Below are 19,102 nucleotides of genomic sequence, written 5' to 3' on the forward strand. Positions count from 1 at the left end.
GGCATCGCGGCGATCACGGTACCCACCACCCGCACACACAGGGCAGTGGTGGTGCCCCAGGTGCTGCCGAGCCCAGCACCGAGCAGCCCGCCGAACGGGGAGGTGCCCCACGATGAACCGCACGGAGGCGATCATCCGGCTCGGAGTGCGGATGCGTCCGGAGCGCCGCGCAGAGCTGATCCGCAAGATCGGCGAGTTGTTCATCGAGGCCAAGGAGGAGGAGCCGGACCCCGACGGGGAGCCGTGGTCGCTGTTCTTCGTGGCTCACGAGGATGTGGGGCGACACTAGCGACGCACCGGCGACGACGTGAGCCGTGTGGGGTGCATCGCCGTCGCGCGATGGCCGAATCGTCTCGGCAACGCACCCCATCTCCGGGGCGTCGTAGACTCGCCGCTCGTGGACTTCGACACCCGGTTCGCCGCCTACGGCGTGATCATCGACCCCAGTACCGAGCAGATCCTGCTCGCCCTCTGGAATGAGAGCGACCGGCCCCGGTGGACGATGCCCGGCGGAGGTGCCGACCTCGCCGAGATCGCCGAGCAGACCATGGTCCGGGAGGTGTGGGAGGAGACCGGATACCGGGTCGAGGCGGTCCGTCTGCTCGGCATCGATACCCATCACATTCCGGCCGAGCGTCGCCTGCACGGCACCCGGCCGATGAAGGCCGTCCGGGCCGTCTACGAAGCCGCGATCATCGGTGGGGATCTGCGGCACGAGGAGAACGGAAGCACTGACGAGGCGCGCTGGATCCCGCTCGCCGAGGTCGGCAGTCTCGACCGGGTTGAGCTGGTGGACTGCCATCGACCTCTGGCGCGCCGCGGCCGCGAACTGACCGTGCCTGCGTGACCGCCGTGATCGCGCCGACCTGACCACCACCGCCGGTAGGTCCGCCCTGACCGCCACCGCCCGTAGGTGCCGTTGAATGTCGCTCTGGGGTGGGCGGACCGACAGCGAGCGGCACCAAGCGCGAGATCGTGCCCGGGTTGGTGCCATCCGCCGTCGCTGCCACGGGTTCGTGGCGACGAGGAGTGGCACCTCGCGGCCGACGGCGGTGCCTGCCCTGGGAGGGAGGCCCGCTATCGCGCCGGGCTCGACGCCACCGCGGTGAGAAACGCCGGGGCGCCGAAACCGGCATCGGCGAACGCCTGCTCCACCGCGGCCGAGACCGCCTCGCTCGTCCCCGCCTCGATCAGCGCGATCGCCGACCCGCCGAAACCGCCACCGGTCATCCGGGCTCCGAGGGCACCTGCCTTGCGGGCGGCCGACACCGCCACGTCCAGCTCGGCACAGGAGACCTCGTAGTCCTCGGCCAGCGACGCGTGCGAGGCATCCATCAGCGGACCCACCTCCCGCACGCGTCCGGAGTCGAGCAGCTCGACGAACTGCTCCACCCGGCCGATCTCGGTCACCACGTGCCGGACCCGCTTGCGGGACTCCGCACCGGGCAGTGCCGCCAGCGCCCCGTCCAGCAGGTCTGGCGAGATCTCGCGCAGTGTTGGGACCTCGAGCGTCTCGGCCGCCGCCTCGCAGGTGGCACGCCGCTGCGCGTACTGACCGTCCACCAGTGCGTGCTCGGCCTTGGTGTCGATCACCAGCAGCTCGAGCCCTGCGGCGGACAGGTCGAACGGGATGTGCCGAACGCCGCCGTCCCGGCAGTCCAGCAGGAGCGCGTGCCCCGGCTGGCTCCGCAGCGAGGCGGCCTGGTCCATCCCGCCGGTGTTCGCACCGGCGATCTCGTTCTCGGCGCGGATGCAGGCGGTCACCAGCTGTACCCGCCCGGTGTCGGTGCCGGCGTCCGGTCCGGTCCATCCCGGTGCCCCGGCGAAGGCGACTGCGAAGGCGCACTCGAGTGCTGCCGAGGAGCTGAGCCCGGAGCCGTACGGCACGGCGCTGGCCACGGCCGCGTCGAAGCCGCCCACGGCGTGCCCGAGCTGCTCGAGCGCCCACGCCACCCCGGCGGGGTAGGCGCCCCACCCGCTCACGGTGCCCGGTCCGACCTGGTCGAGCCGGGCCTCCCACCGGCCCGACTCGCGCCCGGAGATCAGCCGGATGGCGTCATCGTCCCGGCGGCGCAGCGCCACATAGGTGCGGTGCGGCAGCGCGATCGGCAGGCACAGTCCACCGTTGTAGTCGGTGTGCTCCCCGATCAGGTTCACTCGGCCCGGGGCGGACCACGCACCGTCCGGCGCGACGCCGTCGAACGCCTCGGTGAACAGTGCGCGCGCCTGTGCGGCGCCCGCGTCCTCGGTCCATGCGGTCACCACGTCGGTCACAGGTGGATCTCCTTCAGGCGGTCGGCGATGCGCTCGGGGGTGGTGTCGGAAATCCAGGCTCCCATGCCTGACTCGGACCCGGCCAGGTACTTGAGCTTGCCCGGTGCGCGACGGATCGAGAACAGCTGCAGGTGCAGGCGCAGGTCGTCGCGGGCGCTCGCCGGCGCCTGATGCCAGCCGGAGATGTAAGGCAACGGCATCGGTTCGCCGTCGGAATCGACGAAGAAGCGGTCCAGCCTGGAGAGCAGGCTCAGGTACAGCTCGGCGAAATCGGTGCGCTCGGCATCGGTGGTGGCCGGCAGGTCGGGCACGTCGCGCCGCGGTGCCACATGCACCTCGACGGGCCAGCGCGCAGCCGCCGGCACGTACGCAACCCAGTGCTCGCTCTCAGCGACGATGCGCCGCCCCGAGGCCAGCTCCGCGTCCAGCACGTCGCGCAGCAGGTTGCGCCCGGTGCGCTCGCGGTGCGCACGCGCCTGGCGCAGCATCGCGTCGGTCTTCGGGGTGAGGAAGGGGTAGGCATAGATCTGCCCGTGCGGGTGGTGCAGCGTCACGCCGATCTCGGCGCCACGATTCTCGAAGCAGTACACCTGCTGCACGCCGTCGATCTGCGCGAGCGCGGCGGTCCGGTCCGCCCACGCCTCCACGATGGTGCGCATCCGGGTGGGGGACACCGAGCTCAGCGAGGCGCTGGCGTCCGGGGAGAAGCAGATCACCTCGCAGCGCCCGACGGCGGGGCGCACCGGGTAGAGGTCGTCACCATCGAGGTGGGTCACCTCGTCCGACGCCCCGGGTACCCGCATCAGGGACGGGAACCGGTTCTCGAAGACGACCACGTCGTAATCGGTGTCCGGGATCTCGCCGTCGGAGTACTCCGCACCGGGCTTGGCGGGCGCGAGCGGGTTGGCGTTCCCGCCCGGCAGGTGCGGACGGTTCATCCGGTGCGAGGCCATCGGGACCCACTCGCCGGTGAGCACGTCGTAACGCATCTCCGGGCCGGTGACCGGCTGGGTGCTGCCGTCCGCGGACTCCACGGGCGCGAAGCGGTCCGCGAGTGGGCGCGGGTCATCCAGGCGGCGGGTCTGCTCGCCGGAGACGTACGGCTCGGAGTCGTCGTAGTAGAAGAAGTCGCGACCGTCGGCGAGGGTGGTGGGGGTGCGGCGCACCTGCGCGGTGCTCAAGGCGGGGAGATCACTCACCGACCCAGTCTCGCACAAGAATGCACCAATTCGCACACAATCGCACATGCTCGACGTGGCCCACAAACCGATCGACGCTCATACGTAGAGCCGCGCAAATAACCGAGTGGCGCTACGCATCACCGTCGATCGGGACGAGCGAGGTCGAGTGTGGTGGTGAAGACGGCGTCGGCCCGGGTGGGAGTGAGGCACAATACGACGATGAAGTGCTCGCAGGGGTTGCACGGATGGAGCGCGCGATGATGCGTGGCGCACCGTCCCTCGTCCCGCGCGCACAGGTGGCCACACCCGCGCAGCTCAATGCGGACCAGGTCACAGACGTGGTGCGAATCGGCGTCGCGATCCCCATCCCGGAGCCGTACGCGGCGAGCCTGGTCCGTGCCCGGATCCACGCCCGGGACCCCCTGGCTCACGCCATCCCGCCGCACATCACATTGCTACCACCTACCGATGTGCCGGCCGATGCCGTCGCCGATGTGCACCACCACCTGGCTAGCATCGCCTCTCAGCAGAGCCCGTTCGTCGTGGAGTTGCACGGTACCGACACTTTTCGCCCGATCTCGCCGGTGGTGTTCGTCCGGCTGGACTCCGGGGTAGCGGAGTGCGCCCAGTTGCAGGCGGCGGTGAACGACGGGCCTGTCGCACAGACCCTCCGGTTCCCGTACCACCCGCACGTGACCCTTGCGCACGAGGTCGACGATGCGGCGCTCGACGCGGCGTTCCACGACATGGCCGGCTTCGACGCTGTCTTCCCGGTGGCCCACTTCTGCCTCTACGAGCACGGCGACGACGGCGTGTGGCGGGACGTCAGCACCTACGTGCTGACCTCCTGATCCCGCCCGCACATCGCCCGGCCGGTGGACACGGGTGAGCCAGACGTGCGCCGTCGGCTCGGTTTCGACATGCTGGAGCCATGGCAGGTGAAAAGACAGGGGTAGCACGGTTCGTCGACTGGCTGAAGAACACCCGGGTGATGCGGGCGCTGGCCCGGTACGGCACGGCGAACGGCAATCTCCTCTCCGGGGGCATCGCCTTCGCCGCTCTCTTCTCCGTGTTCGCGGCCCTGACGATCGCCTATGTCGCGTTCATGGCGGTGCTCGGTGACAACGAGGAGCTCCGCCAGCGGGTGATCGATGCTGTTGCCGATTCCCTGCCCGGTCTCATCAAGACGCCCGAATACGAGAACGGCATGATCAGCCCGGACGACCTGACGCTCTCCCGCGGGGCAGGGGTGGCCGGGATCATCTCCGTGCTCGTGCTCTTCTTCACCGCCGTCCGTGTGCCCGCCGCGCTGCGATCGTCGATCCGCGTCATGTTCGGCATGGTCGCCCCGCCGGAGAACCCGGTACTCGGCAAGCTGCGCGACTTCCTCGGGTTCCTCGGCCTCGCGCTCTCGGTGATCCTCACCTCCGCGATGGGCATCGCGGCCGGTGCAGCTGCGCAGTGGTTGCTCTCGCTGGCCGGATGGGAAGACACCTCCGCCGGCAAGTGGCTGCTGCGCATCGCCGGCCTGGCGGTAGTGCTCGTTGTGGACACGCTGGTGTTCGTCTGGATCTATCGCACGCTGGCCGGGATCCGGCCACCGAAGCGCGACCTGTGGCTGGGTGCCCTGATCGCCGCAGTCGGCGCCGGCGTGCTCCGCTACCTCGGCACGTCTGTGGTGGGGGGCAATCTGAGCGAGAACCCGTTGTTCGCCTCCGGTGCCGCGCTCGGCACCCTCCTGCTGTGGATCAACCTCGTCGTTCGGCTCACCCTGCTGGTCGCGTCCTGGACCTCGAACCCGCCGCCGCACCCCGTGGTGGCCGACGACATGATCACCCACTTCGACGAAACCCCGAACTACGTCACGATGAGCGAACCCGAGACCCTCGAGTGGCAGCACGACCCGGTGACCGGCCGGGTGCAGCCGGAGGAGCCGCCGCCCCCGGAGCCGTACTGGGGCGGGCTGATCGGCTGGTTGGGCCGCAAGATCACCGGGGCCCGCCGCGCCTGACTACGCTGAGCCGATGCAGCCCTCGTTCTACGCCGTCGTGCCCGCCGGCGGCGCCGGCACCCGCCTCTGGCCGCTCTCGCGGCAGGACCACCCGAAGTTCCTGCACGACCTCACCGGCACCGGCCGCACCCTGATCCAGGCGACGGCGGACCGACTTCTCCCACTCAGTGACGGTCTCGTCGTGGTCACCGGAGACAAACACGCCGACGCCGTCGCAGCTCAGCTGGACCTCGACGTCAGCGACCTGCTCACCGAACCCTCCCCGCGGGACTCGATGGCAGCGATCGGTCTCGCGGCCGCACTGCTCGCCCACCGCCACCCGGACCAGGACGTGATCCTCGGCTCCTTCGCGGCCGACCACGTGATCACCGACACCGATGCCTTCGCCCGGGCGGTCCGCACCGCGGTGGCTGCGGCGACCGAGGACTACGTGGTGACGATCGGCATCCGCGCCACCGCACCCTCGACCGCCTTCGGCTACATCCGCATGGGCGACCCGCTCGCCAGTGGCGTCGGCGCCCACCACGTGCACGGCTTCACCGAGAAACCCGACGCTGCGACTGCCGAGGAGTACCTGGCCACCGGCGCGTACCGGTGGAACGCCGGCATGTTCGTGGTCCGTGCCCGGGTGCTGCTCGACCACCTCGCGCGCCTGCAACCTACCCTCGCCGCAGGCCTCGAGCGGATCGCCGCCGCCTGGGACACCAGCGAGCGCACCGCCGTCCTCGACCGTGAGTGGCCCGCGCTCACCAAGATCGCCATCGACCACGCGATCGCCGAACCCGTGGCCGCCGCCGGGGGAGTAGCCGTAGTTCCCGGCGAGTTCGATTGGGACGATGTGGGGGACTGGCAGTCACTTGGCGACCTTCTCCCCGCCGGCCTGGGCGACGTCCGGGTGCTCGGTGAGGAGAGCGACGTGCTGGCCCTCGACTCCCCTGGAGCGCTCGCAGTGACCGGCTCCGGGAGGCGCCTGGTGCTGCTCGGGGTACCGGACGCCGTCGTGGTGGACACCGCGGACGCGGTGCTGGTGACCACGCGCGACCAGGCGCAGCGGGTGAAGGAGATCGTGGCGCGACTGTCCGATGACGACGGTGGGCTCACCTGAGCCTGCGTCAGCCCTTGTCACGGGTAACCTCGGGAAGGTGCTCTCCCGATCCGACCTGACCGACCGGCTCTCCGCCCTGCTCGCCGACCTCAACGCCGAGCTGATCGGATTCCGGCGGGACGTGCATGCCCACCCCGAGCTGGGCCGCACCGAGACACGGACCTGTGAGCTGCTCGCGGAACGGTTCGCGGACGCTGGGCTAGCTGTCCACCGGTTCAGCCCCACCGGCCTCTCGGTGGACATCGACCCGCCCGGTACGCACGGTGGCCCGCAGGCACGCAAGCGCCGCCGGGTGGCGCTGCGCGCCGACCTCGACGCCCTCGCCGTCCAGGAGGCCACTGGACTGGAGTACGCCTCCACAGTCCGGGGCGTGAGCCATGCCTGCGGCCACGACGTGCACACCACAGTGGTGCTCGGCGCCGGGCTGGCCCTGGCGCAGCTCGCTCAGGACGACTTGTTGCCGGCCGGGGTGCGGCTGATCTTCCAGCCGGCCGAGGAGATCCAGCCCGGGGAGCGCTCGATCTGCTCGCCGCCGGGGCACTGGACGGGGTGGACCGGATCTTCGCCGTGCACTGTGACCCAAAGCTCGACGTCGGATTCGTCGGGACCCGGATCGGACCGATCACCTCCGCCTCCGACACCGTGACGGTGACGGTCAGCTCGACCGGTGGGCACACCTCCCGCCCGCACCTGACCGGGGACGTGGTCTATGCGCTCGGCCTGGTCGCCACGATGACCCCCGCGGTGCTCGGCCGCCGACTGGACCCGCGCACCGGCGTCAATCTCACCTGGGGCGCCATCAAGGCGGGCACCGCCTCGAACGCCATCCCGACCACCGGCACGATCACCGGGACCCTGCGGTGCCTGGACGTGCGAGCCTGGGACCGCGCCGAATCACTCCTGCACGAGGTGATCGAGCAGATCGTCGGCCCCACCGGGGTGGAGGTGGACCTGCAGATCGTGCGTGGTGTGCCGCCGGTGGACAACGACGCCGAGAGCGTGCGGTTGATGGAGCAGGCAGCCGGCGCGGTGCTCGGCGATGAGGCGGTCCAGCTCACCGAGCAGTCCCTGGGCGGTGAGGACTTCGGCTGGTACCTCACGCAGGTTCGTGGGTCGATGGCCCGCCTGGGTACCCGCACCCCGGGTGGTCGCAGCTACGACCTGCACCAACCGGAGCTCGTGGTGGACGAACGAGCGATCAGCGTCGGTGCACGGTTCCTCGCCCAGGTGGCCCTGGACGCCGGCCGCCGGTTGCACGCGGGCGACGCCGACGAGGTACCAGTTCGGTAACAACTCGCGCCAGGTGTCTCACGATGTAACACAGGTGCCATGGTGGGTGTCTAAGGTACGGGGCAGCCTCTCGGCGTCACACCCCCGACCGCCGAGCCGCCCCACCGAGGAGTGACCACGTGAAGAAGTCCATCCCCGCAGCTCTCACCGCTGCCGCAGCCCTGACCTTGGCGGCGTGTGGTGCCGCCCCCGAGGAGACCGGAGGCTCCGGCGAGGACAACAGCGACTTCCTCGCCTGCATGATCTCCGACGAAGGCGGCTGGGACGACGCCTCGTTCAACGAGTCCGGCTACAACGGGCTCACCCAGGCTGAGACCGACCTGGGCGTGACGATCCGCGATGCCGAGTCCACCGACCCGGGCCAGTACGCCTCCAACGCCGATGCCATGGTGCAGGCGGGCTGCTCGCTGACGATCGGTGTGGGCTTCGCCCTCGAGGACACCATCCAGGAGGTCGCCGAGGCCAACGAGGACCTCAACTTCGCGCTCGTGGACTCCGGCTTCTCCGACGACGAGTTCAACCCCGTGGAGTACGACAACGCCAAGCCGCTGTTGTTCAACACCCAGGAGGCCGCCTACCTGGCCGGCTACCTGGCTGCCGGGATGACCGAGACCGGCACCGTGGCCACCTACGGCGGCCAGCCTTTCCCGTCCGTGACGATCTTCATGGACGGGTTCGTCGACGGCGTCGCTGCCTACAACGAGGCGCACGGCACCGACGTACAGACCCTCGGCTGGGACAAGGACGCCCAGAACGGATCCATGACCGGTGACTTCACCAACACCGAGAACGGGTACAACACCACCCAGCAGTTCATCGCCGACGGTGCCGACATCATCCTCCCGGTCGCCGGGCCGGTGGGCGGCGGGTCGCTGCGGGCAGCAGCCGAGCACGAGGATGTCTCGGTGATCTGGGTGGACTCCGACGGGTATGAGCAGCCGGCCAACGCCGACTACCAGCACCTGATCCTCACCTCGGTGCTCAAGCAGATCCAGACCGCCGTGTTCGACACCATCGAGTCGTCGGTGGAGGGTGATTTCAGCGCCGAGCCGTACGTGGGCACGCTGGAGAACGGTGGCGTGGGGCTGGCCCCGTTCCACGACTTCGAGGATGCAGTGCCGGCCGAGCTGCAGACCGAGATCGAGGACCTGCAGGCGCAGATCGTCGCGGGAGATCTCGAGATCACCTCGCCCAGCGCCAACTGATCGACCGCACCACAGCGGCCCGGGCGATCACGACCTCGCCCGGGCCGCGGCCTCGTTCCGGCGACCGAGCAGGTTCGCGGCAAGGGATCGGCAAGCGTGGCCGACCACGCGCGGGCTACAGTGCGGGCAGACCAGCAACGGCGCCGGCAGGAGAGGGGAGGGACGAGATGACGCTCGAGCTTCGCGGGATCACCAAGCGGTTCGGGTCCCTCGTGGCCAACGACCGGATCGATCTCACGTTCGAGCCGGGCCGGATCCACGCACTCCTCGGGGAGAACGGTGCCGGCAAGTCCACGATGATGAACGTGCTCTACGGGCTCTACACCCCGGACGAGGGTGAACTCATCATCGATGGGAAGATCGTGAGCTTCGCCGGCCCGGGTGAGGCGATGGCTGCGGGCATCGGGATGGTGCACCAGCACTTCATGCTCGTGCCCGTGTTCACGGTGGCCGAGAACGTGGTGCTCGGGCACGAACCGACCGGCCCGCTGGGCATCATCGGCATCGAGGAGGCGCGCACCCTGGTGCGCGAGATCTCGGCCCGGTTCGGTTTCGACGTGGACCCGGACGCCAAGGTCGAGGACCTCCCCGTCGGTGTGCAGCAGCGGGTGGAGATCATCAAGGCCCTCTCCCGGGACGCCAAGGTGCTCATCCTGGACGAGCCGACGGCGGTGCTCACCCCGCAGGAGACCGATGAGCTGATCGAGATCATGCGCCAGCTCCGCGACTCCGGCACGGCGATCGTGTTCATCACGCACAAGTTGCGCGAAGTGCGTGCGGTCGCGGACGAGATCACCGTGATCCGCCGCGGCAAGGTGGTCGGCACGGCCACCCCGGAGGACTCCCAGGCCGAGCTCGCCGCGCTGATGGTGGGCCGGGAGGTCTCCCTCGGCGTGCACAAGGAGGCACCGGAGACGAACGACCGGGCGCTCCAGGTGGACGGTCTCACCGTGCTGGACGCGGTGGGCACCCCGGTGGTGCGCGATGTCTCGTTCACCGTCCATGGTGGCGAGGTGCTCGCCGTGGCCGGTGTGCAGGGCAACGGGCAGTCCGAGCTCGCCGAAGCGATCCTGGGGCTGCGGCCCGCCGCGGCCGGGTCGGTGCAGCTGGACGGTACCGAGCTGCTCGGCAAGACGGTGGACCAGGTGCTTCGCTCCGGTGTCGGGTTCGTGCCCGAGGACCGCAGCAAGGACGGCCTGATCGCCTCCTTCTCCATCATCGAGAACTTCGTGCTGGATCAGTACGCGCAGCCGCCGTATGCGAAAGGTCCGGCGATGCAGCTCGCCGTGGCGCGGGAGAAGACCGAGGAGTACGTCGACGCCTTCGACGTGCGGATCACCTCGGTCGACGACCCGGTGAGCACGCTCTCCGGCGGGAACCAGCAGAAGGTGGTGCTGGCGCGGGAGATGTCCCGGCCGTTGCGGCTGCTGATCGCCTCTCAACCCACTCGTGGCCTGGACGTGGGCTCAATCGAGTTCGTGCACCAGCGGATCGTGGCCGAACGTGACAGTGGCACGCCGGTGATGATCGTCTCCACCGAGCTGGACGAGGTGATCTCCCTCGCGGACCGGATCGCGGTGATGTACCGCGGTGCCATCATCGGCATCGTCGACTCCGACACCGACCGTGACGTGCTCGGTCTGATGATGGCCGGTGTACCGCCGGAGGAGGCGCAGCACGAAGCCGAGGAACACCCGACGGCGATGCATGAGGTCGAGGGCGAGGAACCGAGTTGACGGGCGAGAGCACCGGGCGCGACGAGCCGGAGAACACCGAGGACGGCCAGCGGGACGGCGAGGAGCCGCAGGGTGCCCCGAAGTCCCCGAGGCCGGTGGTGCCCGATTCTGCACCACGCCCGCACACGGTCGATGACGGACCAACGACCAGCCAGGCCAGGTGGGCCACGTTCCGGCACGAGATGCTCACCGGGAACTGGGTGATCACCCTGCTGGCCATCGTCGCCGCCATGCTGATCAGCTCGGTCCTGATTGCGGTGGCCGACTCCGACGTGCGCAGCAGCGCCGGCTACTTCTTCAGCCGCCCCTCGGACATGCTCGCGGCCGTGGGGGACAGTGTGGCCGGCACCTACATCGCCCTGTTCCGCGGTTCGGTCCTCGACTACGCGGTGCTGCGGCAGGGATTCAGCCTCGCCGCCCTCGGACAAGCCATCGCACCGCTGACCAAGACCATGGTGGAGGCCACTCCGCTGATCTTCGCCGCGCTCGGGATCGGGATCGGGTTCCGGTCCGGACTGTTCAACATCGGCGCCCAGGGGCAGGTGCTGATGGGTGCGGCCACGGCGTCCCTGGTGGGGTTCACCTTCGTTCCGCCCGGGGGCACCGGGTTCTTCCCCAGCCTGCTGCACGTGGTGGTCGCGATCGGTGCCGCAGTCCTGGTCGCCGGACTGTGGGCCGGGATCGCGGGCTTCCTGAAGGCGCGCACGGGTGCCAACGAGGTGATCGTGACGATCATGTTGAACTGGATCGCCACCTATCTGGTGGCCTATCTGCTCACCACCTCGGTGTACCGGATCCAGGGCAACCGCCCGATCGCGCCGCATGTGCTCGGCACCGCCGAGCTGCCCTCGCTGCTCGGTGGCTGGTCCCCGCTGCACTGGGGTTTCCCGCTCGCGCTGCTCGCCGCCGTCGGGGGGTGGTGGCTGATGGAGCGCTCGACGGTCGGCTTCCAGTTCCGTGCCGTCGGTGCGAACTCGCACGCCGCCCGGACCGCCGGGATCACCGTGAACCGGGTGTTCGTGATGGTGATGGTGGCCGCCGGAATGCTCGCCGGTGCCGGTGGCGCCATGCAGATCCTCGGTGTGGAGGGCACCTTCCGGGGGTCCAGCGCCGGAACGATCGGCTTCGACGCCATTACCGTGGCCCTGCTCGGCAGGAACCGGCCCGGGGGCATCGTCGCCTCGGCCATGCTGTTCGGCGCGCTGCGTGCCGGTGCCGCCCTGATGCAGACCGAGGCGGACACCCCGGTCGACATCATCCTGGTGATCCAGGCAGTGATCGTGCTGTTCATCGCTGCCCCGCCCCTCGTGCGGTCCATGTTCCGGCTACCGGGCAGGACCACCCGTGCCCGCACCGTGACGGCCAAGGAGGCGACCTCATGAGTGCCCCCACCACCGAGCGCGAGCTGATCGGCCGGAGTGTGCTGGCCCCCATCTCCTGGCGCACGCCGATCATCATGGCGACCCTCGCCGCCCTCGCCCTGTTCGGCTTCGCGCTGTTCACCCCCGCCGACCTGGACTCCCAAATCGAGCTCACCGGCGGCGGTGCCGCCTGGCAGCTGCCTGATCTGGTGCTCCCCTCGCGCGCTTCCGCGCTCGCCCTCGTGTTGGTGGCCTTCGCGCTCGCCGGGCTGAGTTTCTGGACCACTCAGAACCGACGGCGGTCCGTGGCCGTCCCGGTGGTCTTCGGGGTCTGCCTGGTGCTGGCCTTCCTGATCTGGGCGGTGGCCGGCAACGCCTCCGGGCTGCCGCTGCCGTTCCTGCTCAGCACGGCCATGACGGCGGCCCTACCGTTGATCTTCGGCGCGTTCGCCGGCCTGCTGTGCGAGCGCTCCGGCGTCATCAACATCGCTATCGAGGGCCAGCTGCTCGCCGGCGCCTTCCTCACCGCCGTGCTCGCCACGGTGGCCGGTAACCCCTACATCGGGCTGATCGCTGCCCCAGTGGGTGGCGCCCTGGTGGGTCTGCTGCTCGCCGTCTTCGCGATCAAGTACCGGGTGGACCAGATCATCGTCGGCGTGGTGGTGAACGTGCTGGTGCTGGGCCTGACCAGCTACCTGTTCTCCACCGTGCTCAGCGACAACCCGCTCCGGTTGAACAGTCCGCCGCAGCTGCCCTCTCTGCGCATCCCGCTCCTGGCCGACATCCCGGTGATCGGCCAGGCGCTGTTCAACCAGAACCTCATCGTCTACGTGATGTACGTGGCCGTGGTGCTGCTGCACATCGGGCTCTTCCGCAGCCGCTGGGGGCTGCGGGTGCGTGCGGTGGGGGAGCACCCCAAGGCTGCCGACACCGTCGGCATCGACGTCAACCGGACCCGGTACCGGAACGTCGTGTTCGGCTCCGCGGTCGCCGGGTTCGGCGGCGCGTCGATGGTGGCCGCCGGGCTGGCGTTCACCAAGGAGGTCACCGAGGGGCGCGGCTACATCGCGCTCGCGGCGATGATCCTCGGCCGGTGGAGCCCCACCGGGGCGCTCGCCGCGGCGCTGCTGTTCGGCTTCGCCGATTCCCTGAACCGGGTGTTGAACAACATCGGCTCCCCGGTGCCGTACGAGATCCTCGCGATGCTTCCCTACCTGGCCACGATCTTCGCCGTGGCGGGCCTGGTCGGGCGGGTGCGCCCGCCAGCGGGCGCCGGGAAGGCGTACCCCTCATGACGGCGGAGCCTCCAGCCGAGGTGACCTCGCCTGACCAGGACGGGGTCGCCGTCGACTGGGCAGCCCTGCGGGAGGCGGCGCGGCAGGTGATGACGCGTGCCTACGCGCCCTACTCGGGCTACCCGGTGGGTGCGGCCGCGCTTACCGACGCAGGGGACGTCGTCGTGGGCGCCAACGTGGAGAACGCCGCCTACGGGGTGACCCTCTGCGCGGAGTGCTCCCTGGTCTCGGCGCTGATCACCGGCGGCGGTGGCCGGCTGGTGGCGTTCACCTGCACGGACTCGCGCGGGCAGCAGATCATGCCGTGCGGGCGGTGCCGGCAGCTGCTCTGGGAGCACGGCGGGCCGGAGCTGCTGGTGGACACCCCCCGCGGGATCCGGCCGATGACCGAGGTACTGCCGGACGCCTTCGGGCCGGACGATCTCACCCGCGGGCAGCGCCCCTGACCGACGGTATGGGCACCGCTGCCCATGCCCCGGTGCTCTGTTGGCCACCCGGCTCGGTGATGATGGACCCGGTCGCATCAGCGGCCGATCCTGCCGAGTGCTGAGGAGCACAGTCCGTGAAGACGACCAGCATCGTTCCTGCCCTTGCCGCGGCCACGGCCATCGCGCTGGTGTCGGCGTGCGGAGGGTCCCCCGAAGCGGAGGTGGTGCAGCCCGCCGAGCCGCTCGAGAGCTATCAGATCGTCGACTGGGCGGTCGACGCGCAGCCCACCGGTACGTGGGTAGGGGCCATGGAGAGCGACGCGCTGCGCCTGGACGTGTATCAGGTGGGCGTGGCGGAGGCGCCCGAGGCTTCCGGCTGGGAGTCGGATGACACCGGTGAGCCGCTGTTCGCCGCAGGCGACCCGGTGGTGGCGCTGCAGTACGTGGTGACCACCGTGGCTGAGGAGCCCGTGGTGCTCCAGAACGGCGAGGTGACGACCACGCTGCGATACGACGGGTCCGACCGGCGCAGCGAGCCGGACGAGCCCAGTATCGCTGTGGCACTTTTCGCAGGCGGCGGGGCGTTCGCCGAGACCGGACTGGCTAGCTCGCCCATCGACTACGATCAGGTCGATTCCGGGTCCGGCTACGACCTGGAGCTTCCTCCGGGTGAGTCCGCGTCGTGGGCCGCGGTGTACGGCTACAGCGCCGGGGAGCAGTACACGGTCAGCGCCGAGGCACACCTGGTGACCGACGGCGAGGCCGACTACGACACGACCGCCATCGACGGGGCGATCGAGGTGGCACTGAGCGAGGGCTGAGCATCCGTCGATCCGTCGGTGCGGCCGTAGGGTGAGGTCATGACCGACCACGACGCCGTCGACGTGATCCGCACCAAACGCGACGGCGGTGCGCTCAGCGCGGACCAGATCGACTGGGTGATCAACGCCTACACCCGGGGCGGAGTGGCCGAGGAGCAGATGGCCGCGCTCGCGATGGCGATCGTGCTGCGTGGGATGACCGAGGCGGAAGTGGCCCGGTGGACCCGGGCGATGATCGCCAGCGGGGAGCGGATGGACTTCTCGTCCCTGACCCGGCCCACGGTGGACAAGCACTCCACCGGCGGGGTGGGAGACAAGATCACCCTGCCGCTCGCGCCGCTGGTGGCGGTGTTCGACGTGGCGGTGCCGCAGCTCTCCGGGCGCGGGCTGGGGCACACCGGCGGCACGCTGGACAAGCTGGAGGCGATCCCGGGGTGGCGGGCCGCGCTGAGCAACGACGAGATGCTCGCCCAGCTCGAGGGCGTCGGCGCCGTGATCTGCCAGGCAGGATCCGGGCTCGCACCCGCGGACCGCAAGCTGTACGCGCTGCGGGACGTGACCGGCACCGTGGAGTCGATCCCGCTGATTGCCTCCTCGATCATGAGCAAGAAGATCGCTGAGGGCACCGGCGCGCTGGTGCTGGACGTGAAGGTCGGGTCCGGTGCGTTCATGGACGAGCTGGAGCAGGCGCGTCAGCTCGCGCGCACGATGGTGACGCTGGGAACCGAGGCGGGTGTGCGCACGACGGCGCTGCTCACGGACATGTCCACCCCGCTGGGCCTGACCGCCGGGAACGCGCTGGAGGTGCGCGAGTCGGTGGAGGTGCTCGCCGGGGGCGGACCTGCGGACGTGGTGGAGCTGACCCTCGCACTGGCCCGGGACATGCTGGACGCCGCGGGCCGCACGGACGCCGATCCCGCGGCGGCGCTCGCGGACGGGCGGGCGATGGACGTCTGGCGGGCGATGATCGCCGCCCAAGACGGGGACCCGGACGCTCCGCTTCCGGTGGCTCAGCACACCGAGCAACTGCTCGCCCCCGCGGACGGTGTGGTGGTGCAGTTGGACGCGCGCGCCGTGGGCGTGGCGGCGTGGCGGCTCGGCGCCGGTCGGGCCCGCAAGGAAGACCCGGTGCAGGCCGCGGCCGGGGTGGAGTTGCACGCCAAGCCGGGCGCCCTGGTGCGCGCCGGTGAACCGCTGATGACCCTGCACACCGACACCCCGGAGCGGTTCGCCCACGCGATGGCCGCGCTCGACGGTGCGGTGGAGCTCGCACCGGACGAGGACCGGCCCGCCGGTGGCGGTATCGTGCTCGAGCGAGTGGGAGTGTGAACCGAGCAGAGGGAGGCACCAGGCGTGGAGCCGGCCGAGTACGACGATGAGCACGACGATCCGGCTGAGGCGGGCTCCCACGACGAGAGCTCCAGCGGTTCCTCCGGCGAGGACGAGGAGAAGGACACCCGCCGGCCGCAGTCCGTCTACGGTGTGGGCACCGAGCCGGATGTGCGTTTCTCTCTGGCGAACGAGCGCACGGCGTTGGCGTGGTTGCGCACCGGGCTGACGCTGGTGGCCGGCGGGGTCGCGCTCACCACGCTCGCCTCGTTCGCCGGGGGCAACGCCGTCCTCGACGTGATTGCGGCATTCGCGTGCCTCGGCGGTGGGGTGCTGGCCCTGGCGGCGATCTCCGGGTGGCGCCGCCGGGAGCGTGCGCTGCGGCTGAGTGAACCGCTGCCCGCGCCGCGGATCCTGCCCGTGCTGGTGGCTGCAGTGGCTGTGTTCGCGCTGCTGATGGCCGGGTACGCGGTGTATCAGGTCCTCACATGACGGTAGGGCTCGAGGGTGACCGCGGTGCGCAGCCGCAGCGCACCATCTTGTCCTGGCACCGGACCGTGCTCGCGGTGACCTTGGGTGCTCTGGTGGTCTCGCTCACCGCGCAGCGCCAGGAGCACGCGCTGATCGCGGCGATCGCGGCGATCACTGCATTCGTGCTGCTCGTGCTCGTGCTGCGCAGCCTGCGCCGGTGGGGGCCGTTCGAGCAGGCCCGGTGGACCGTGCTGCAGATGACCTGCACCTCGGTGATCGTGCTCGCCGCCCTCGGGCTGCTGCTCTCGCTCGCGAACCTGCTCGCCTAACACCGCGAGTGCGGCCCATCTCGCTCACATGGCGAGATATGCCCGAGATCTCGGGCACTCGTGGACCGCCGAGTGCGGGCTAGGCTCAGGGTATGACGCTGACCCCTCGCACGATCGCCGCCCTGCCCAAGGTGCTGCTGCACGACCATCTCGACGGCGGCCTTCGCCCGGCCACCATGATCGAGCTCGCCGCTGCGGTCGGCCACGAGCTGCCCAGCACCGACCCCGATGAACTGGGGCGCTGGTTTGTTGATGCCGCCGACTCCGGCTCACTCGTGCGGTACCTGGAGACTTTCGAGCACACCGTTGCGGTGATGCAGACCGAGGAAGGGCTGCACCGGGTGGCGAAGGAGGCCGTACTGGACCTGGCGGCCGATGGCGTGGTCTACGCCGAGCTGCGGTATGCCCCCGTGCAGCATCTGCAGGGTGGGCTGAGCCTGCAGCAGGTGGTCGATGCGGTGCACGCGGGGATCGCCGACGGCGTTGCGCAGGCTGGCGAGGAGGAGGGGCGCCGCATCGAGGTGGGCACCCTTCTCTCCGCGATGCGGCAGGCCGACAATGCCGATGAGATCGCTGCGTTGACCATCGCGAACCGCGACTCTGGTGCGGTCGGTTTCGACATTGCCGGACCGGAGGACGGGTTCCCACCCTCGCGCCAGCTCACCGCGTTCCGCACCCTGCGTGAGGCGAACATTCCCGCCACCGCGCACGCCGGCGAGGCCGCTGGCGTGGAGAGCGTCTGGGAAGCGCTGCAGGTGTGCGGTGCCCTGCGGCTCGGACACGGGGTGCGGATCATCGAGGACATCCAGGTGGACCGCGAGGACGACGAGATCGACGCCACCTTCGGCGAGGTCGCGGCCTGGGTGCTGGACCGGCAGATCCCGCTTGAGGTGTGCCCCTGCTCGAACCTGCAGACCGGCATCGCCGGCACCATCGCCGAACACCCGGTGAGCACTTTGCGGAACCTGGGCTTCGCCGTCACCATCAACACCGACAACCGGCTGATGTCCGGCACCTCGATGAGCCACGAGATGCAGCTCCTGGTGGACGAGGCCGGCTGGGACCTGGACGACCTCGAGGAAGTCACGTTGCAAGCCGCCTGGAACGCGTTCGCGCCCTTCCACGTGAAGCAGGCGATCGTCACCGAGCAGATCATTCCCGGGTTCGAGGCGGCGCGGGTCTGAGCCGAGCCCCCATCTGCGCCCGGGGCGGACTTCTGGTCGATCTCGACGTCGAGAACGACCAGAGGTCTGCCCGCCTCAGGGCTCAGGTGATGCGCACCACGACGCCCCCGCCGAGCATCGGTGAGACACCTCACCCGGTCGGTCCCGCGTGCACCGGCGATGGCATAGCCTCGTCGAAGAACCGCCGTGACCCACCGGCGTGACGACCACCGAGGAGATCCCTTGCGCGCACGCGCTCTCATCATCGTTGGAGCAGTCGGCCTCACCCTGGCCGCCTGCACCGATCCCAGCGGCAGCACCGATGGAACAGGCACCTCCGCACCGGCGGCGGAATGCACCGCGGGCGAGTTGCCCACCCTCACCGACGGCGTCCTCACCGTCGGCACGTCCGTGCCCTACGAGCCCTGGTACGTGGGGGAGGACCACAGCACCGGTGAGGGCTTCGAGTCCGCGCTCGTGTACGCCGTGGCCGAGGAGCTGGGGTACGCGGCGGAGGACGTGGTCTGGGAGGACGTCACCTTCGAGCAGATCATCGCCCCGAGCATCAAGCCGTTCGACTTCGCCGCCTACCAGACCACCATCACCGACGAGCGGGCCGAGGTGGTGGACTTCTCCTCGCCGTACCTGACCACCGCCCAGGGTGTGGTGGTCGATGAGGGTGGCGACTACGCCGATGCCGCAGCACTCGCCGACTTCGAGGGCGCACGGATCGGGGTCACTGCCGGACAGACCTCGATGCCGATCGCCGAGGCCGCCTGGGGAGATGCCGCCGAGCTGGTCCCCTACGACGACGCCGGCCAGGCGATGCAGGCGATGACCAACGGGCAGATCGACGCCGTCGTCATGGACGTGAACCAGGCCGTTGCCGCCTCCACGGTGTACTTCCCTGAGTCCGATGTGATCGGCACCCTCCCGGAGGAGGGCGACCCCTCCCAGCTCGGCTTCGTGCTGGACCAGGATTCGCCGCTGACTGCCTGCGTGTCCGAGGCCGTCGAGACGCTCCAGTCCGAGGGCACCATCGACGAGCTCAACACCGAGTGGCTGCGCACCGACGGCATCGACGAGCTCGGCTGAGGCGCCCA

General features: G+C 70.0%; 18 protein-coding genes and 1 pseudogene. 17 read left to right on the forward strand and 2 right to left on the reverse strand.

What is annotated here, in order from left to right; all coding sequences use genetic code 11:
- Nucleotides 1-112 precede the first annotated feature (112 nt).
- On the forward strand, nucleotides 113-289 hold the full coding sequence (locus BLU77_RS21960) for a hypothetical protein (RefSeq protein WP_175476907.1): 177 nt from the start codon (nucleotides 113-115) through the stop codon (nucleotides 287-289).
- A gap of 108 nt (nucleotides 290-397) precedes the next feature.
- Nucleotides 398-847: an NUDIX hydrolase gene (locus BLU77_RS02015; protein WP_089772907.1), complete on the forward strand. Its 450-nt coding sequence runs from the start codon at nucleotides 398-400 to the stop codon at nucleotides 845-847.
- A gap of 230 nt (nucleotides 848-1,077) precedes the next feature.
- Here the strand turns inward: BLU77_RS02015 and galK are convergent, their stop codons facing one another.
- Nucleotides 1,078-2,274 carry a galactokinase gene (gene galK, locus BLU77_RS02020; protein WP_089771468.1) on the reverse strand — a complete coding sequence of 399 codons (1,197 nt, stop codon included), beginning with the start codon at nucleotides 2,272-2,274 and terminating at the stop codon, nucleotides 1,078-1,080.
- The gene (gene galT / locus BLU77_RS02025) at nucleotides 2,271-3,473 is read right to left on the reverse strand and encodes a galactose-1-phosphate uridylyltransferase (RefSeq protein WP_245708625.1); all 1,203 of its coding nucleotides are present in this window, start codon (nucleotides 3,471-3,473) and stop codon (nucleotides 2,271-2,273) included. Before galT ends, galK begins: the two co-directional genes overlap by 4 nt.
- A 227-nt stretch (nucleotides 3,474-3,700) precedes the next feature.
- Between galT and BLU77_RS02030 the strand changes: the two genes are divergently transcribed.
- The 15 genes and pseudogenes from BLU77_RS02030 to BLU77_RS02100 all read left to right on the forward strand — a co-directional run bounded on the left by BLU77_RS02030 (nucleotide 3,701) and on the right by BLU77_RS02100 (nucleotide 19,094).
- The gene (locus BLU77_RS02030; RefSeq protein ID WP_245708626.1) at nucleotides 3,701-4,306 is read left to right on the forward strand and encodes a 2'-5' RNA ligase family protein; all 606 of its coding nucleotides are present in this window, start codon (nucleotides 3,701-3,703) and stop codon (nucleotides 4,304-4,306) included.
- A gap of 80 nt (nucleotides 4,307-4,386) precedes the next feature.
- The gene (locus BLU77_RS02035; protein ID WP_089771470.1) at nucleotides 4,387-5,466 is read left to right on the forward strand and encodes a YihY/virulence factor BrkB family protein; all 1,080 of its coding nucleotides are present in this window, start codon (nucleotides 4,387-4,389) and stop codon (nucleotides 5,464-5,466) included.
- A gap of 13 nt (nucleotides 5,467-5,479) precedes the next feature.
- Nucleotides 5,480-6,571, forward strand: a complete 1,092-nt coding sequence (locus tag BLU77_RS02040) for a mannose-1-phosphate guanylyltransferase (protein ID WP_089771471.1) — start codon at nucleotides 5,480-5,482, stop codon at nucleotides 6,569-6,571.
- Nucleotides 6,549-7,861, forward strand: a pseudogene (locus BLU77_RS23145) (amidohydrolase). The gene BLU77_RS02040 and the pseudogene BLU77_RS23145 overlap by 23 nt, the downstream one beginning before the upstream one ends.
- Before the next feature lie 119 nt (nucleotides 7,862-7,980).
- Nucleotides 7,981-9,066 carry a BMP family lipoprotein gene (locus BLU77_RS02050; RefSeq protein ID WP_089771472.1) on the forward strand — a complete coding sequence of 362 codons (1,086 nt, stop codon included), beginning with the start codon at nucleotides 7,981-7,983 and terminating at the stop codon, nucleotides 9,064-9,066.
- Nucleotides 9,067-9,233: 167 nt separating this feature from the next.
- Nucleotides 9,234-10,802 (forward strand): ABC transporter ATP-binding protein, encoded by a 1,569-nt coding sequence (locus tag BLU77_RS02055; protein ID WP_089771473.1) that lies wholly within the window; start codon nucleotides 9,234-9,236, stop codon nucleotides 10,800-10,802.
- On the forward strand, nucleotides 10,799-12,184 hold the full coding sequence (locus BLU77_RS02060; RefSeq protein ID WP_245708627.1) for an ABC transporter permease: 1,386 nt from the start codon (nucleotides 10,799-10,801) through the stop codon (nucleotides 12,182-12,184). Before BLU77_RS02055 ends, BLU77_RS02060 begins: the two co-directional genes overlap by 4 nt.
- Nucleotides 12,181-13,458 (forward strand): ABC transporter permease, encoded by a 1,278-nt coding sequence (locus BLU77_RS02065; RefSeq protein WP_089771474.1) that lies wholly within the window; start codon nucleotides 12,181-12,183, stop codon nucleotides 13,456-13,458. The genes BLU77_RS02060 and BLU77_RS02065 overlap by 4 nt, the downstream gene beginning before the upstream one ends.
- Complete coding sequence (locus tag BLU77_RS02070) at nucleotides 13,455-13,904, forward strand: cytidine deaminase (RefSeq protein ID WP_089771475.1); 450 nt, start codon at nucleotides 13,455-13,457, stop codon at nucleotides 13,902-13,904. Before BLU77_RS02065 ends, BLU77_RS02070 begins: the two co-directional genes overlap by 4 nt.
- Nucleotides 13,905-14,020: 116 nt before the next feature.
- The gene (locus BLU77_RS02075; RefSeq protein ID WP_089771476.1) at nucleotides 14,021-14,707 is read left to right on the forward strand and encodes a hypothetical protein; all 687 of its coding nucleotides are present in this window, start codon (nucleotides 14,021-14,023) and stop codon (nucleotides 14,705-14,707) included.
- Between the two features lie 39 nt (nucleotides 14,708-14,746).
- A complete protein-coding gene (locus BLU77_RS02080) occupies nucleotides 14,747-16,036 on the forward strand; it encodes a thymidine phosphorylase (protein ID WP_089771477.1) in 1,290 nt (429 codons plus the stop codon).
- 24 nt (nucleotides 16,037-16,060) lie between these two features.
- A complete protein-coding gene (locus BLU77_RS02085; protein WP_089771478.1) occupies nucleotides 16,061-16,528 on the forward strand; it encodes a YidH family protein in 468 nt (155 codons plus the stop codon).
- Nucleotides 16,525-16,836 carry a DUF202 domain-containing protein gene (locus BLU77_RS02090; protein WP_089771479.1) on the forward strand — a complete coding sequence of 104 codons (312 nt, stop codon included), beginning with the start codon at nucleotides 16,525-16,527 and terminating at the stop codon, nucleotides 16,834-16,836. The genes BLU77_RS02085 and BLU77_RS02090 overlap by 4 nt, the downstream gene beginning before the upstream one ends.
- A gap of 92 nt (nucleotides 16,837-16,928) precedes the next feature.
- The gene (locus tag BLU77_RS02095) at nucleotides 16,929-18,020 is read left to right on the forward strand and encodes an adenosine deaminase (RefSeq protein WP_089771480.1); all 1,092 of its coding nucleotides are present in this window, start codon (nucleotides 16,929-16,931) and stop codon (nucleotides 18,018-18,020) included.
- 222 nt (nucleotides 18,021-18,242) lie between these two features.
- Nucleotides 18,243-19,094: an ABC transporter substrate-binding protein gene (locus tag BLU77_RS02100; protein WP_175476908.1), complete on the forward strand. Its 852-nt coding sequence runs from the start codon at nucleotides 18,243-18,245 to the stop codon at nucleotides 19,092-19,094.
- Nucleotides 19,095-19,102: the final 8 nt, after the last annotated feature.

The sequence above is a fragment of the Ruania alba genome, assembly GCF_900105765.1.
GTDB lineage: Bacteria > Actinomycetota > Actinomycetes > Actinomycetales > Beutenbergiaceae > Ruania > Ruania alba.